General features: G+C 52.4%; 10 protein-coding genes. 4 read left to right on the forward strand and 6 right to left on the reverse strand.

The genetic code is table 11. From position 1 onward, the window contains the following. Positions 1–3: 3 nt before the first annotated feature. From pqiA to rlmKL, 3 genes are read right to left on the reverse strand one after another with little or no spacing between them, the layout of a single operon-like run. Positions 4–1,263: a membrane integrity-associated transporter subunit PqiA gene (gene pqiA, locus U0026_RS14745; protein ID WP_062777512.1), complete on the reverse strand. Its 1,260-nt coding sequence runs from the start codon at positions 1,261–1,263 to the stop codon at positions 4–6. A gap of 13 nt (positions 1,264–1,276) precedes the next feature. Next, entirely contained in the window at positions 1,277–3,184 is a 1,908-nt protein-coding gene (locus U0026_RS14750; RefSeq protein WP_062777514.1) for an ABC transporter ATP-binding protein, read from the reverse strand. A gap of 12 nt (positions 3,185–3,196) precedes the next feature. Beyond that, positions 3,197–5,302 (reverse strand): bifunctional 23S rRNA (guanine(2069)-N(7))-methyltransferase RlmK/23S rRNA (guanine(2445)-N(2))-methyltransferase RlmL, encoded by a 2,106-nt coding sequence (gene rlmKL, locus U0026_RS14755; protein ID WP_062777515.1) that lies wholly within the window; start codon positions 5,300–5,302, stop codon positions 3,197–3,199. Positions 5,303–5,399: 97 nt separating this feature from the next. Here rlmKL and U0026_RS14760 point away from each other — a divergent pair, with 97 nt between their 5' ends. Next, positions 5,400–6,509: a YcbX family protein gene (locus U0026_RS14760; RefSeq protein WP_062777517.1), complete on the forward strand. Its 1,110-nt coding sequence runs from the start codon at positions 5,400–5,402 to the stop codon at positions 6,507–6,509. Here the strand turns inward: U0026_RS14760 and zapC are convergent. Continuing rightward, a complete protein-coding gene (gene zapC, locus U0026_RS14765; RefSeq protein WP_062777519.1) occupies positions 6,506–7,048 on the reverse strand; it encodes a cell division protein ZapC in 543 nt (180 codons plus the stop codon). The two genes, U0026_RS14760 and zapC, sit on opposite strands and share 4 nt — an antisense overlap. A gap of 165 nt (positions 7,049–7,213) precedes the next feature. Beyond that, on the reverse strand, positions 7,214–8,224 hold the full coding sequence (gene pyrD, locus U0026_RS14770) for a quinone-dependent dihydroorotate dehydrogenase (protein WP_062777520.1): 1,011 nt from the start codon (positions 8,222–8,224) through the stop codon (positions 7,214–7,216). A gap of 251 nt (positions 8,225–8,475) precedes the next feature. Here pyrD and ssuE point away from each other — a divergent pair, with 251 nt between their 5' ends. Beyond that, positions 8,476–9,051: an NADPH-dependent FMN reductase gene (gene ssuE, locus U0026_RS14775; RefSeq protein ID WP_062777522.1), complete on the forward strand. Its 576-nt coding sequence runs from the start codon at positions 8,476–8,478 to the stop codon at positions 9,049–9,051. 139 nt (positions 9,052–9,190) lie between these two features. Here ssuE and pepN read toward each other — a convergent pair whose 3' ends face one another. Continuing rightward, complete coding sequence (gene pepN, locus U0026_RS14780; protein WP_062777523.1) at positions 9,191–11,803, reverse strand: aminopeptidase N; 2,613 nt, start codon at positions 11,801–11,803, stop codon at positions 9,191–9,193. A gap of 264 nt (positions 11,804–12,067) precedes the next feature. On the opposite strand from pepN, the gene pncB reads away from it, so the two are divergent. Then, complete coding sequence (pncB, locus tag U0026_RS14785; RefSeq protein ID WP_062777525.1) at positions 12,068–13,270, forward strand: nicotinate phosphoribosyltransferase; 1,203 nt, start codon at positions 12,068–12,070, stop codon at positions 13,268–13,270. A 166-nt stretch (positions 13,271–13,436) separates the two neighbouring features. Then, the gene (gene asnS / locus U0026_RS14790) at positions 13,437–14,837 is read left to right on the forward strand and encodes an asparagine--tRNA ligase (protein WP_062777526.1); all 1,401 of its coding nucleotides are present in this window, start codon (positions 13,437–13,439) and stop codon (positions 14,835–14,837) included. Positions 14,838–14,851 lie beyond the last annotated feature (14 nt).

A 14,851-nucleotide genomic window follows, 5' to 3' on the forward strand; every position in this document is an offset into this window, starting at 1 on the left:
CTATTACGACTCCTCATGGCTTGATTCAGGTTCCCGATCCCACGACAGTCGTGGATCAAAGGTTGTTGCTGAGAACATGGTCATTATGACGACCAGCGCGAACATCAGCGCGCCAATTGCCGGGTAGATATTCATTAATCCTCCGATACGCACCAGCGCAGAGAGGACTGCAATGACAAACACATCGATCATCGACCAGCGCCCCACGAACTCCACCACTTCATAGATCAGGTGCATACGTTCGCTATCCCGGTTTCGACGTTTGAGTCCGTTCGCATCCAGGCATAGCCAGGCAATGGCAATCATCTTTAAGGTCGGCACGAGGATACTAGCGATAAAAATCACCATTGCCACCGGGTACGACCCTTCACTCCACAGCAAAATCACCCCAGCGATAATGGTTGAGGGCATTTTGTCACCCAGCAGATCGGTAATCATAATCGGCAGGATATTGGCGGGAACATAAAGCAGAATTGACGTCACCAGCAGGGCCATCGTCCATTGCAGGCTGTTTTTGCGCCGCGCATGACCTTTGCTGTGGCAGCGCGGGCACTCAAGCTTGTCAGCAGGCAGAATGGCGGTGCAACACGAGCAAGAACGTAACCCCTGACGCAGACCGGTGATTCCGGGCTTTAGCGGCTGCGACAACGTTGGCATCGGGCCGATATCATCCCACAGCCAGCGGCGATCGACGCACTGGAAGGTCCGTAATTGCAGCAAACAAAAGAGACACCACGGCAGGAAACTGCTGCCCACCCCCACATCGCCATAAGCCATCAGCTTCACAAAGCTCACCAGAACGCCAGCGAGGAAGATTTCAGCCATCCCCCACGTTTTGAGCGCGAACAGAATCCGCGCCAGAAACGTTTTTAGCCGATAAGGCATCGGCACGCGATTAACCAGTAGCAAGATGGTGATAAGACAAAACGCGGGCACCAACTGAACGAACAGCAGGAAAAAAGTGCCAAGGCTGGCGTAGTCTTCGGAGAACATGACGCTGGGGATTTCCAGCAACTCCACTTCACTGCTGACCCCTGCCACGTTCATGTTGATGAACGGAAACAGGTTGGCCAGCAGTAGCATAAAAAGCGCCACCAGAACGTACGCCGTGGGGCGACGTCTGGGTTCATCCCACGCGGTGGTCAGTGTTGTACCACAGCGTGGGCAGTTTGCCTTATGTCGGTGCTCGAGGTGCGGCAACGCCACCAGCATGTCACACTGTGAACACAGAATATGCTGCGCAGCATGATGTTGTTCGCACATGAAAAGTCCTCAATCAGGCGCCGTTTTTCAACGCTTCCAGATATTCCCAACGTTCAAACGCTTCTTCCAATGCCTTTTCCGCCTGTGCCATATCAGCCAATACCTTTTGGGTATGGTCATGAGGCTGGCTAAAGAATGAGGCATCAGCAACCTGCGACTGTAATATTTCAAGCTCCGCTTCCAGCGTTTCCAGCTTTTGCGGCAGCTGTTCCAGTTCGCGTTGCAGGTTATAGCTTAGTTTGCTACCACCGCGTTTGACAGTTTCTGCTTTTGGTTGAACAACTTCCGCAGTTTTTTTCACCGCCGCTTGTTGATGCGACTGCGATTGTGCCTGTTGCCCGCGGGCATCGTGATACCCCCCGACATAGCGACCAATGCGTCCATTGCCTTCGAAGATCCAGCATTCGGTCACGGTATTATCCACGAATTGACGATCGTGGCTTACCAGCAACACGGTGCCCTGATAGCCGTCGATAAGCTCTTCCAGAAGTTCGAGCGTTTCGACATCCAGGTCGTTGGTTGGTTCATCGAGAATCAACAGGTTGCTAGGTTTCAGGAACAGACGCGCCAACAGCAGACGGTTACGTTCACCACCAGACAGTGCGCGCACCGGCGTCATTGCCCGTTTAGGATGGAACAAGAAGTCTTGCAGGTAGCCCAGAACATGGCGCGGCTTGCCGTTCACCATCACTTCTTGCTTACCTTCCGCCAGGTTATCCATGACCGTTTTGTCCGGATCCAACTCTGCGCGGTGCTGATCGAAGTAAGCCACTTCCAGCTTGGTACCCACATGAATACGTCCGCTATCGGCCTGCAATTGACCTAACATCAGCTTCAGCAACGTGGTTTTACCACAGCCGTTCGGGCCGATCATGGCGATTTTATCGCTACGCTGCACTTGTGCGGAGAAGTCTTTAACCAGCACCTTGCCATCAACCTGGTAATTCACGTCTTCCATTTCAAAGACGATTTTGCCGGAGCGGGATGCCTCTTCAACCTGCATCTTCGCGCTGCCCATCACTTCACGGCGAGCGCTGCGTTCATTACGCATCGCTTTCAGCGCGCGGACGCGTCCTTCGTTACGTGTACGACGCGCTTTGATCCCCTGACGGATCCACACTTCTTCCTGCGCCAGCTTGCGATCGAATTCAGCGTTTTGCAGTTCTTCAACGCGCAACGCTTCTTCTTTCTCCAACAGATACTGGTCGTAGTTGCCCGGATAGGTCACAAGCTTCCCACGATCGAGATCGACAATACGGGTCGCCATATTGCGGATGAATGAACGGTCGTGAGAGATGAAAATGATCGTGCCCTTGAAGGATTTCAGGAAGCCTTCCAGCCAGTCGATAGTTTCGATATCCAAGTGGTTCGTCGGTTCGTCAAGCAGCAGCACGCGTGGTGCACTGACAAGCGCACGCCCCAGCGCCGCTTTACGCAGCCAACCGCCAGACAACGATGCCAGTTCGGTATCCGCTTGCAGCCCTAACTGTTCCAGAACTTCGTTAATGCGACTTTCTAGCTGCCACAGGCCGTGGTTGTCCAATTGCTCCTGAACGTTCGCCAGTTCTTGCAGATTTTTATCACTCGGGTCAGTGATCACCAGATGCGAGATATCGTGATAACGCTTGAGGTACACCGCTTGTTCCGCAATCCCTTCAGCGACGAAATCGTAGACGCTGCCCTCAACGTTACGCGGTGGATCTTGTTGCAGACGCGCCACGACCAGATCTTGTTCGTAGATGATACGCCCGTCATCCAGCCCCAGTTCGCGGTTAAGGATTTTCATCAGCGTTGACTTGCCCGCACCGTTACGGCCTACCAGACAAACTCGCTCGTTATCTTCAATATGCAATTCGGCATTATTGAGAAGTGGCGCATCGCTGAACGACAGCCAGGCGCCATGCATACTAATTAATGACATACTTTATTCCTTTCAGGCCGAAGTGATCAGCCAGCAGTTGTGGATCTGACGGTTACGGGCAAAATCTGGCGACTGTGTTTTTTGGGTAATATCTTGTGCTTTCAGTCCCAGTTCAGCCAAACCGTCGTGGTCCATACGGAAACCGCGTTTATTGTTGGAGAACATAATGGTGCCGCCTTTACGCAGCAGACGTTTCAGGTCCGTCATCAAGCGCAGATGATCGCGCTGAACGTCAAACGCATCTTCCATTCGTTTAGAGTTTGAGAAGGTTGGCGGATCGATGAAGATCACATCAAACTGCTCGTCGGTATCGCGCAGCCATGACATCACGTCAGCCTGCATCAGGCGGTGCGGACGACCGGTTAAACCGTTAAGACGCAGGTTACGTTCCGCCCATTCGAGATAGGTACGTGACATATCCACTGTGGTGGTGGAACGCGCGCCGCCCAACCCTGCATGCACGCTGGCGCTGCCGGTGTAGGCGAACAGGTTAAGGAAATCTTTCCCTTTGCTCATCTCACCCAACATACGACGCGCAATACGGTGGTCGAGGAACAGGCCAGTATCGAGATAGTCGGTCAGGTTGACCCACAGGCGCGCGTTATACTCGCTCACCTGCATGAAATCACCCTTTTCATTCATCTTCTGATACTGGTTTTTACCCTTCTGACGTTCGCGGGTTTTCAGCACCAGTTTATTTGGCGCAATGCCAAGAACAGCAATGGTCGCGGCGATAATATCGAACAGACGCTGACGCGCTTTGTTGGCATCGACGGTTTTCGGCGGTGCATACTCCTGCACCACCACCCAATCGGCGTAGCGGTCAACGGCAACGTTATATTCCGGGAGATCGGCATCATACAGGCGGTAGCATTCGATACCTTCCTGCTTCGCCCATTTCTGGAACTTTTTCAGATTTTTGCGCAGACGGTTAGCGTAGTCTTCCGCAAGTGATGCCGGAGCTTCACCGGTGCTTTCCGTCAGATGGTAGTTTTTCTGTACGCAGTCCAGCGGGCCGTTTTTGGCTTTGAACTGACGCTCGGCACGCAGTTGCAGACAGCTTAAAAGTTCTGGTGAGGCGCTGAATAAAGACAGGTTCCAGCCGCCAAACAGATTTTTCATATTACGGCCGAGCAGGCTGTGCAGGGCAATCAGCGCGGGCTCGCTTTCCAGACGCTCACCGTATGGCGGGTTACTAATAACCGTACCGTAAGGGCCTTTTGGCAGCGGATTTTCAAGCTGCGCAACGTCTTTGACTTCGAAGGTAATCAGTTCACCAATCCCTGCGCGACGGGCGTTACTGCGTGCCAGTTCCACCACACGGCCGTCAACGTCAGAACCAAAGAAGCGCGATTCATAGGCCGCCAGACCTGCGCGTGCGCGTGTTTGCGCATCAGCTTTAACCGACTGCCAGACCGTTTCGTCGTGCTGCGCCCAACCGCTAAAGCCCCAGTGGCTACGGTGCAGGCCAGGTGCGCGATCGGTCGCCCACATCGCCGCTTCAATCAGCAGCGTACCGGAACCACACATCGGATCGAGCATTGGCGTGCCAGGCACCCAACCAGAACGCATAACGATAGCTGCCGCCAGGTTCTCTTTGATAGGCGCCATACCGGTACGATCGCGATAACCACGCAGGTGCAGCCCATCGCCGCTCAAGTCGAGGGAGATATAGGCGGTTTCTTTATTCAGGCGCACGTTAATACGCAGATCCGGGTTTTCGCGATCGACGTTAGGACGTGGCAGATTTTTGCGCGTAAAGGCATCCACGATGGCGTCTTTTACCTTCAACGCACCGTACTGGCTATTACGAATGCTATCGTTCAGGCCGCCAAAGCTCACCGCAAAGGTCGCATCCTGAGTGAAGATGGATGTCCAGTCGATGGCCTGCACGCCAAGATAAAGATCGAGATCGCTCCAGACGCTACATTCTCCCAGCGGCATCATGATGCGCGAAGCCAGACGACTCCACATCAGGCTTTTGTACAGAAGCTGCGTATCGCCCTGGAAATGGACGCCACCCTGGGTAATCTGGCACTCTTGCGCACCCAGACCTTCCAGTTCAGTTTTTAACAGCTCTTCCAGCCCACGGGCCGTACTGGCAAACAGAGAATTCATATCGTCACTTTTACTCGCAGAAAATTGTTGCGCATTATAGCCAATCTGCGCCCCATGTCATAAAGTTAAAGGCTTATTTCGACTTAGGGACAGCGTTGTGGCTACATTATCGCGGCTTTTTATTCATCCGGTGAAATCTATGCGGGGTATTGGGCTCACGCACGCCTTTGCTGATGCTAGCGGGCTGGCGTTTGACCGCATTTTCATGATTACCGAACCCGATGGCACCTTTATTACCGCCCGTCAGTTTCCGGCAATGGTGCGTTTCACGCCTGCCGTCCTGCATGATGGCTTACATCTTACCGCACCAGATGGCAGTAGCGCGCTGGTACGCTTTGCCGATTTCACCGCAAAGGCGTCGCCGACTGAGGTTTGGGGCAACCATTTTACCTCGCGTATCGCCCCGGATGCCATCAATCAGTGGCTTTCGCCGTTCTTTAAGCGCGACGTGCAACTGCGTTGGCTCGGTACTGATCTGACCCGTCGGGTAAAACGCCACGACGCAGTCCCGCTTTCCTTCGCGGACGGCTTCCCTTTCCTGCTCGCCAATGAAGCCTCCCTGCGAGACGTTCAACAACGCTGCCGAGCCAGTGTAAGTATGGAACAGTTTCGCCCCAATCTGGTGGTGACCGGTGTAGAAGCATGGGCCGAAGACAGCTGGAAAACGATTCGTATTGGGGATGTGATCTTTGACATTGTGAAACCCTGCAGCCGTTGCATATTTACGACTATCAGCCCTGAGAAGGGTCAAAAACACCCGGCAGGTGAACCGCTAAGTATCTTGCAATCATTCCGAACAGATCCCAGCAATGGCGATGTCGATTTTGGCCAAAACCTTATTGCGCGCAACAGTGGCGTGGTACGCGTGGGCGATCAAGTTGAAATTCTCGCAACCGGGCCAGCTAAAATTTATGGCGCAGGTCAAACCGATGACGCACTTGCGCCCCAGGCGCAGCAAGATGCATTGGTGGAGATCGACTGGGAAGGAACAGCCTTTAGCGGCAATAATCAGCAGATTGTGCTTGAGCAGCTTGAGCAACAGGGAATTCGCGTTCCCTACTCCTGCCGCGCCGGTCTGTGCGGAAGCTGTCGTGTGACGCTAATTGAAGGCGAAGTGACCCCGCTGAAGAAAAGCGCAATAGGCCCGGATGGAACGATATTGAGTTGCAGCTGTGTACCTAAAACGGCGCTGAGGCTAAAACGTTAGACTGCTTGTTCCAGGTTGTAACCGACGGTACCTATTTGCGGTTGCAGCCTGTCATTCATCACCTTGATCGGATCACCTAACTGCATCGTGCGCCCAGCAAGCACGAGGCCAGGTTGTGCTAACAGACACAGTGCGGCGTTTTCGCCTGGTTCTACCACTAAGAGATTCACCTGACTGTCATCATCGCTTAGCCACACGCAAGCGGCATCGCCAGTTGCCGGTGTCCAGGCATCGTGGTGCGCGCGGAAATGCCAGCTTTTTGGCATTTGTGGTTTCAGGAAACGAATCGCCACCAGCGCATTTAAAATGAGCTCAGCACGATGTTCTTTCGATAACATCAGATCGCGACACTTTTCTTCGAAAGAGAAATAGAGCGCGGCATCATCAACACAGAAACCCGTTGGGTCAAACGCATCGGGTGTTAACATGCGGCGAGCAAAACGCGAGCGAAATAACATACCATTGGCTAAATCGAGCATCATTCGATCGTGCTCTTCATCATAATACCAACGCCAGTTATCATCAGGTTTAATTCGCATTTGTCTCCCCCATCATTTTCGCATCCAATGCTATGTCTGTTTCTTCCGCTGCGTTACATTGCCCTAAATAATAAAAGACCAATATGTTTAAATAAGCAACAATAGGGAAATATAAAGCAACCAGGGCCGGAAATAAAGCCCTGGATCACATTACCAGGAAAAAGACTAGATATGAGTAATGATTTCTTTAATCAGCGGCGGACCTTTAAAAATAAAGCCGGAATAAATCTGTACCAGCGAGGCCCCAGCAGCCATTTTCTCACGCGCAGCAGTCACTGAGTCAATACCGCCGACACCGATGATTGGCAACTGACCTTTTAATTCTGCTGACAGCATACGAATAATTTCGGTGCTTTTTAATTGTAATGGACGACCGCTTAAGCCTCCCATCTCATCGCAATATTTCATCCCTTGAACCAAAGAACGATCTAATGTCGTATTGGTCGCAATAACGCCATCGATATTGTGACGAACTAAACTATCGGCCACCTGGATCAACTCTTCAGGAGAAAGATCCGGCGCGATCTTCACCGCCACAGGAACATATTTGTGATGTTTTTCCTGAAGCTCAGATTGCTTATTTTTAATACCGGAGAGCAGATCGTCGAGCGCTTCTCCATATTGCAAGCTACGTAGCCCCGGGGTATTTGGTGAGGAAATATTGATCGCGATATAACCGGCATAGGCATAGATTTTTTCCATACAAATCAGATAGTCATCTTTACCCTGCTCAACCGGAGTATCTTTATTCTTACCGATATTAATCCCCAGAATACCGTCGAAATGCGCTTTTTTAACGTTCTCAACCAGGTTATCCACACCGTGGTTGTTAAAGCCCATACGGTTGATCAACCCTTCGGCATCAACCAGGCGGAACAGACGCGGTTTGTCGTTACCCGGTTGCGGGCGCGGCGTGACGGTACCTATTTCAATAGAACCGAATCCCATCGCCCCTAAGGCATCGATGCATTCGCCATCTTTATCCAGACCTGCGGCCAGACCCAGTGGATTTTTAAACGTCAGCCCCATACAGGTAACCGGTTTTTCCGGCACTTTCTGGCGCACGAGCGCTTCTAGCGGAGTGCCAGTGATACGGCGTAATTGTTGAAATGTTAATTCATGAGCGCGCTCTGGATCGAGCTGAAAAAGTGCTTTACGAACGAAGGGATAGTACATGAACTCTCCTGGATTCCCGGTGTGCAAACCGGGGGCGTATTATGTGCGATAACGCGGAGAAAGGGAATTGACCTATGGCAAAAAAAGCGCAATCGTTTTCCTTGCTCTTCCCCACCGAGCCACTCGCTATATGCATTTTTTGGTAAACCAACGCCGGAAAAAGTATTTCGCCCTCTCTGAAGGCTCTGAGACACTGATGCAAATGTTATGAAATTTAGATTAATGTTTGTTTTTGGTTATAAGGAGAGTCTATGCGCGTCATTACTTTAGCAGGCAGCCCCCGCTTCCCTTCCCGCTCCAGCGCCTTACTAGAGTACGCGCGGGAGAAACTTTCTACGGCAGATGTCGAAGTTTTCCACTGGCATCTGCAAAATTTTTCGCCAGAAGATTTGTTCTACGCCCGCTTTGATAGCCCGGCACTGCTAACTCTCACCGAGCAGTTAGCCCATGCTGATGGGTTGATTATTGCCACACCGGTCTATAAAGCCTCGTTTGCCGGAGCCTTAAAAGCGCTGCTCGATCTGCTTCCGGAACGTGCACTGGAAGGGAAAGTAGTACTGCCGCTGGCAACCGGGGGTACGGTGGCGCATATGCTGGCGGTGGATTACGCGCTTAAGCCGGTACTGAATGCACTGAAGGCTCAGGAGATCCTGCAAGGCGTCTTTGCTGACGATAGCCAGGTCACCGATTATCAGCATAAGCCGCAGTTCAGTCCAAACCTGCATCATCGTCTGGACAGCGCGCTAGAAACGTTCTGGCAAGCTTTACATCGGCGGGATATCCAGGTTCCCGCATTAGGTGCCGTGAGACAGGCCGAACATGTTTGATAAAAAAAACGCCGCGAGAAAACCTCAGCGGCGTTTTTGTTAATAACAATATGACATGTAGCCGGGCCGAACGAAGTGACGCCGAGAACAGGTTCCGAGTCTTCCCGGCGTCACTTCGTTCGGCCGGGTTACTCATGCGTTAGGCTAACGCTTTCGCAATCTTCTCGTACAGATCGCCAGACAGATTCTCCAGCCCCTTCAGCTGCTCCAGCGCCGCACGCATCAATGCCTGACGTTTCGCATCATAACGTTTCAGGCGGATCAGCGGTTCAATCAGACGTGAAGCTACCTGCGGGTTACGACTGTTCAGTTCGGTGAGCATTTCCACCAGGAACTGGTAGCCGCTGCCGTCTTCAGCATGGAACGCTGCCGGATTGCTGCCAGCAAATGCGCCAATCAGCGAGCGGATACGGTTCGGGTTGTTCATGCTGAATGAACGGTGGTTCAGCAGCTTACGTACCGTTTCCAGCGCATCTTCGGCCGGGCTCGTCGCTTGCAGAATAAACCACTTGTCCATCACCAGACCATCGTGATGCCACTTATCATCGTACTGTTGCATCAGCGCGTCACGGCATGGCAATTCTGCCGCCACGGCAGCAGACAGCGCCGCCAGAACATCAGTCATGTTGTCGGCGTCGTGGTACTGCTTGCTGATCAGTTTATCCGCCAACTCACGATCGCCAAACGCCAGATAACGCAGACAGGTGTTACGCAGCGAACGTTTGGCGATGTCATCATGCTCGACGCGATAGCTGTCGAGTTTGTTGGCGTTATAGATAGCCAAACATTCGTCGGCAAGCTCGGTCGCAAGCGTTCGGGTCAACGCTTCACGTACCGCCGCAATGGCGATCGGATCGATAATCTCAAACAACTCGGCAATTTCGCTTGCCGATGGCAGCGTCAGGATCTCAGCAGCCAGCGCCGGGTCGATCTTTTCATCCAACAAGATCGCACGGAAAGCATCCGCCACGTGGATAGGCAGAGACAGCGGTTGGCCCTGCTGATGACGGGCAACATTGAGTTTGATGTAGGTTGCCAGCAGGCTCTGTGCCGCATCCCAACGAGAGAAATCGTTGCGCGCATGACGCATCAGGAACGTCAGTTGCTGGTCGCTCCATTTATATTCCAGTTTCACCGGCGCTGAGAATTCGCGCAGCAGCGAAGGTACCGGCTGGAAGTAGACGTTATCAAAAACAAACGTCTGCTCGGCCTGAGTCACGTTCAGCACGTGGTGCACCGGATGACCGTCTTTTTGCAGCGGGATGACTTTGCCTTCGTTATCGTACAGCTCGATATCAAAAGGAATATGCAGCGGATACTTTTCATCCTGCTCCGCCGTTGCTGGCGTACGCTGACGAATGGTTAGGGTGTACTGCTCGGTTTCCGGATTGTAGTCGTCCTGCACGCTCACAATTGGCGTACCGGCCTGGCTGTACCAGCGGCGGAAATGAGACAGGTCAACGTTTGACGCATCTTCCATCGCCTGCACGAAATCATCACAGGTAGCCGCGCTGCCGTCGTGACGTTCGAAGTAAAGCTGCATCCCTTTCTGGAAATTGGCTTCACCTAACAAGGTGTGCAGCATACGGATCACTTCCGCACCCTTTTCGTAGACCGTCAGAGTATAGAAGTTATTCATTTCAATAACTTTATCTGGACGGATCGGGTGCGCCATTGGACTTGCGTCCTCGGCAAATTGCAGCCCACGCATGGTACGCACGTTGCTGATACGGTTAACCGCACGAGACCCTAAATCAGAGCTGAATTCCTGATCGCGGAACACCGTCAGGCCTTCTTTTAAGCTCAGTTGGAACCAGTCGCGGCAGGTCACGCGGTTACCGGTCCAGTTATGGAAATATTCGTGGCCGATCACGCGCTCAATATCGAGATAGTCTTTGTCGGTGGCGGTATCGGTACGCGCCAGAACGTATTTGGAGTTAAAGACGTTAAGCCCTTTGTTCTCCATCGCGCCCATATTAAAGAAGTCGACGGCGACGATCATATAGATGTCGAGATCGTATTCCAGGCCGAAACGCTCTTCATCCCACTTCATGGAGTTTTGCAGTGAAGTCATCGCCCACGGTGCGCGGTCCAGATTGCCGCGATCGACAAACAGTTCCAGCGCCACTTCACGCCCGGAGCGGGTTTTGAAGGTATCACGCAAAACGTCGAAATCGCCTGCTACCAGCGCAAACAGGTAGCATGGTTTTGGGAACGGATCTTGCCACTGCACCCAGTGACGGCCGTTGTCGAGTTCGCCTTCGGCAATGCGGTTACCGTTGGAGAGCAGGTAAGGATATTTGGTTTTATCCGCGGTGATTTTGGTGGTAAAGCGCGCCAGCACATCAGGACGGTCGAGATACCACGTGATGTGGCGGAAACCTTCCGCTTCACACTGGGTACACAGCGCTTCACCGGATTGATACAGGCCTTCTAACGCCGTATTCGACGCGGGGCTGATTTCATTCACAATCTTGAGCGTAAAACGCTCTGGCAGGCCAGAAATAACCAGATGGCTATCTTCTTCTTTATAGTCGGCCCACGCTTGTCCGTTAACATGAAGGGAGATAAGCGTTAAATCTTCACCATTCAGACGGAGCGGCACATCAGACGCTGCGTGGCGGGAAACCTGGCTTTCCGCTGTCACGACGGTTTTTGCGGCATCCAGGTCAAAGGCCAGGTCAATATCACTAATCAGGTAGTCCGGCGCACGGTAGTCGTGGCGGTACTTGGCTTGGGGCTGTTGTGTCATAAAAAACCTTTAGCATCTTATGTAAATGTCAGCTCCAGTCTATTCCTGTTGTGTTATTCACGCTATGCAGAATCTTCATCTTTTCCAGTCAAATAGGTAAAAATGATACATTTACGCAACATGACGCACAAAAGCGCAAGTGACTCTTCGTGCCATATGGTGTGATCGGGGTTCAATAAATTGTTAAACAGGGTATACTCCAGCGATTCTCCCTCTGTTGTTTAATGTACTAAACGCTCCTGTGAGAGGATGCTACTGCGCACCATGACACAATTCGCTTCCCCTGTTCTGCATTCGTTGCTGGATACAGACGCTTACAAGCTGCATATGCAGCAGGCCGTTTTCCACCACTACTATGACGTTAATGTGGCGGCTGAATTCCGCTGCCGTGGTGACGACCTGCTAGGCATTTATGCTGACGCCATCCGCGAACAAGTCGACGCCATGCGTTCACTCACATTACGCGATGATGAATTCCAGTGGCTGTCCGGTTTACCCTTCTTCCAGCAAGATTACCTCGACTGGCTGCGCGACTTCCGCTATGACCCACAACAGGTCACCGTCATTAACGATAACGGCAAACTCAATATTCGCCTTGAGGGCCCGTGGCGTGAAGTGATCATGTGGGAAGTTCCGCTGCTGGCGGTAATTAGCGAGCTAGTTCACCGCTATCGTTCACCGGAAAACGGCGTACCTCAGGCGCTTGAAATGCTGGAACGTAAGCTTGTCGACTTCAATCAGATGACCGCTGACATCGACATGTCCGCTTTCAAACTGATGGACTTTGGCACGCGCCGTCGCTTTTCTCGCGAGGTTCAGGAGGCTATCGTCAGCCGCCTGCAGCAGGAGTCCTGGTTTACCGGCACCAGCAACTATGATTTGGCACGCCGTCTGACCTTAACGCCAATGGGTACCCAGGCGCACGAGTGGTTCCAGGCACATCAGCAGATTAGTCCTGACCTTGCCACCAGCCAGCGAGCTGCGCTAGCGGCCTGGCTTACGGAATATCCGGACCAGCTTGGTATTGCCCTCACTGACTGCATCACCATGGACGCTTTCTTGCGTGATTTCGGCCCAGAGTTTGCGACCCGCTATCAGGGACTACGTCATGACTCGGGCGACCCATTTGAGTGGGGCGAGAAAGCCATTAGCCACTATCAGAAACTGGGCATCGATCCATTAACCAAGGTGCTGGTGTTCTCTGATAACCTCGACCTGACCAAAGCCGTTGAGCTGTATCGTCACTTTTCCTCGCGGGTGAATCTCAGTTTCGGTATCGGTACGCGCCTGACCTGCGATATTCCACAGGTGAAACCGCTGAATATCGTCATTAAGCTGGTGGAGTGTAATGGCAAACCGGTGGCGAAACTCTCCGATAGCCCGGGAAAAACTATCTGCCACGATAAAGCATTTGTGCGTGCTTTACGTAAAGCCTTCGATCTTCCGCAGATCAAAAAGGCCAGCTAATCACCAAAGGGAGTCGCCAGGCTCCCTTCTTCTTTATTTATTTCCGAAAACAGCCCTTCCGAATGCGAATTCTGCTTGTCTGATAGAAGATGACAGGTAACATAGATATCCCCCCGAAGTGATGGGGAAAACGATTTTTTTATTGGACACGAATAGAGAGACTATTATGAGCGTTGTGCCTGTAGCCGACGTACTCCAGGGCCGCGTAGCCGTTGACAGCGAAGTCACCGTGCGCGGCTGGGTACGTACCCGCCGAGATTCAAAAGCTGGCTTTTCCTTCCTGGCCGTCTATGACGGTTCCTGCTTTGATCCTGTACAGGCCGTAATTAATAATTCTCTGCCCAATTACAATCAGGAAGTGCTGCGTCTGACCACCGGCTGTTCCGTTATTGTCACCGGTAAGATTGTCGCCTCTAAGGGCGAAGGTCAGAGTTTTGAAATTCAGGCCACTCATGTAGAAGTGACCGGCTGGGTCGAAGATCCCGATACCTATCCGATGGCGGCAAAACGCCACAGTATTGAGTATCTGCGTGAAGTCGCCCACATGCGTCCACGTACCAACCTGATTGGTGCGGTTGCTCGCGTACGTCATACGCTGGCACAGGCGCTGCACCGTTTCTTCGACGAGCAGGGTTTCTTCTGGGTTTCAACCCCGCTGATTACCGCCTCTGATACTGAAGGTGCTGGCGAAATGTTCCGCGTCTCCACGCTGGATATGGAAAACCTGCCGCGTAACGATCAGGGTAAAGTGGATTACGACAAAGATTTCTTCGGCAAAGAAGCCTTCCTGACGGTATCTGGTCAGTTGAACGGCGAAACCTATGCCTGTGCATTGTCCAAAATCTACACCTTCGGCCCGACCTTCCGTGCTGAAAACTCCAACACCAGCCGCCACCTGGCTGAGTTCTGGATGCTGGAGCCGGAAGTGGCATTTGCCGATCTGGAAGATAACGCCCAATTGGCAGAAGCGATGCTGAAGTATGTCTTTAAAGCCGTTCTGACCGAACGCGCCGACGACATGAAGTTCTTCGCAGAGCGCGTTGATAAAGATGCTATCGATCGTCTGGAACGTTTCGTGACCGCTGATTTTGCCCAGGTTGACTACACCGATGCGGTGACCATTCTGGAAAACTGCGGCAAGACCTTCGAAAACCCTGTGTACTGGGGCGTGGATCTCTCTTCTGAGCACGAACGCTATCTGGCTGAAGAACACTTCAAAGCGCCGGTGGTGGTGAAAAACTATCCGAAAGAGATCAAAGCTTTCTATATGCGCCTGAACGATGACGGTAAGACCGTTGCCGCCATGGACGTTCTGGCACCGGGTATTGGTGAAATCATCGGTGGTTCTCAGCGTGAAGAACGTCTGGACGTTCTGGATGCACGTATGGCTGAAATGGGCCTGAATAAAGAAGACTACTGGTGGTATCGCGACCTGCGTCGCTACGGTACCGTGCCACATTCTGGCTTCGGTTTGGGCTTCGAGCGTCTGATCGCTTATGTCACCGGCGTACAGAACGTACGTGATGTGATTGCATTCCCAAGAACGCCGCGCAACGCGACCTTCTGATTTACCTTCGTTAC

Source organism: Kluyvera intermedia, from assembly GCF_034424175.1.
In the GTDB taxonomy this organism is placed as follows: Bacteria; Pseudomonadota; Gammaproteobacteria; order Enterobacterales; family Enterobacteriaceae; genus Kluyvera; species Kluyvera intermedia.

What these genes read in the sequence shown, in the direction of transcription:
- U0026_RS14750 (WP_062777514.1), bottom strand. Translation starts at nt 3,184, where the DNA reads ATGTCATTAATTAGTATGCATGGCGCCTGGCTGTCGTTCAGCGATGCG.
- pncB (WP_062777525.1), top strand. Translation starts at nt 12,068, where the DNA reads ATGACACAATTCGCTTCCCCTGTTCTGCATTCGTTGCTGGATACAGAC.
- rlmKL (WP_062777515.1), bottom strand. Translation starts at nt 5,302, where the DNA reads ATGAATTCTCTGTTTGCCAGTACGGCCCGTGGGCTGGAAGAGCTGTTA.
- ssuE (WP_062777522.1), top strand. Translation starts at nt 8,476, where the DNA reads ATGCGCGTCATTACTTTAGCAGGCAGCCCCCGCTTCCCTTCCCGCTCC.
- pqiA (WP_062777512.1), bottom strand. Translation starts at nt 1,263, where the DNA reads ATGTGCGAACAACATCATGCTGCGCAGCATATTCTGTGTTCACAGTGT.
- pyrD (WP_062777520.1), bottom strand. Translation starts at nt 8,224, where the DNA reads ATGTACTATCCCTTCGTTCGTAAAGCACTTTTTCAGCTCGATCCAGAG.
- zapC (WP_062777519.1), bottom strand. Translation starts at nt 7,048, where the DNA reads ATGCGAATTAAACCTGATGATAACTGGCGTTGGTATTATGATGAAGAG.
- asnS (WP_062777526.1), top strand. Translation starts at nt 13,437, where the DNA reads ATGAGCGTTGTGCCTGTAGCCGACGTACTCCAGGGCCGCGTAGCCGTT.
- pepN (WP_062777523.1), bottom strand. Translation starts at nt 11,803, where the DNA reads ATGACACAACAGCCCCAAGCCAAGTACCGCCACGACTACCGTGCGCCG.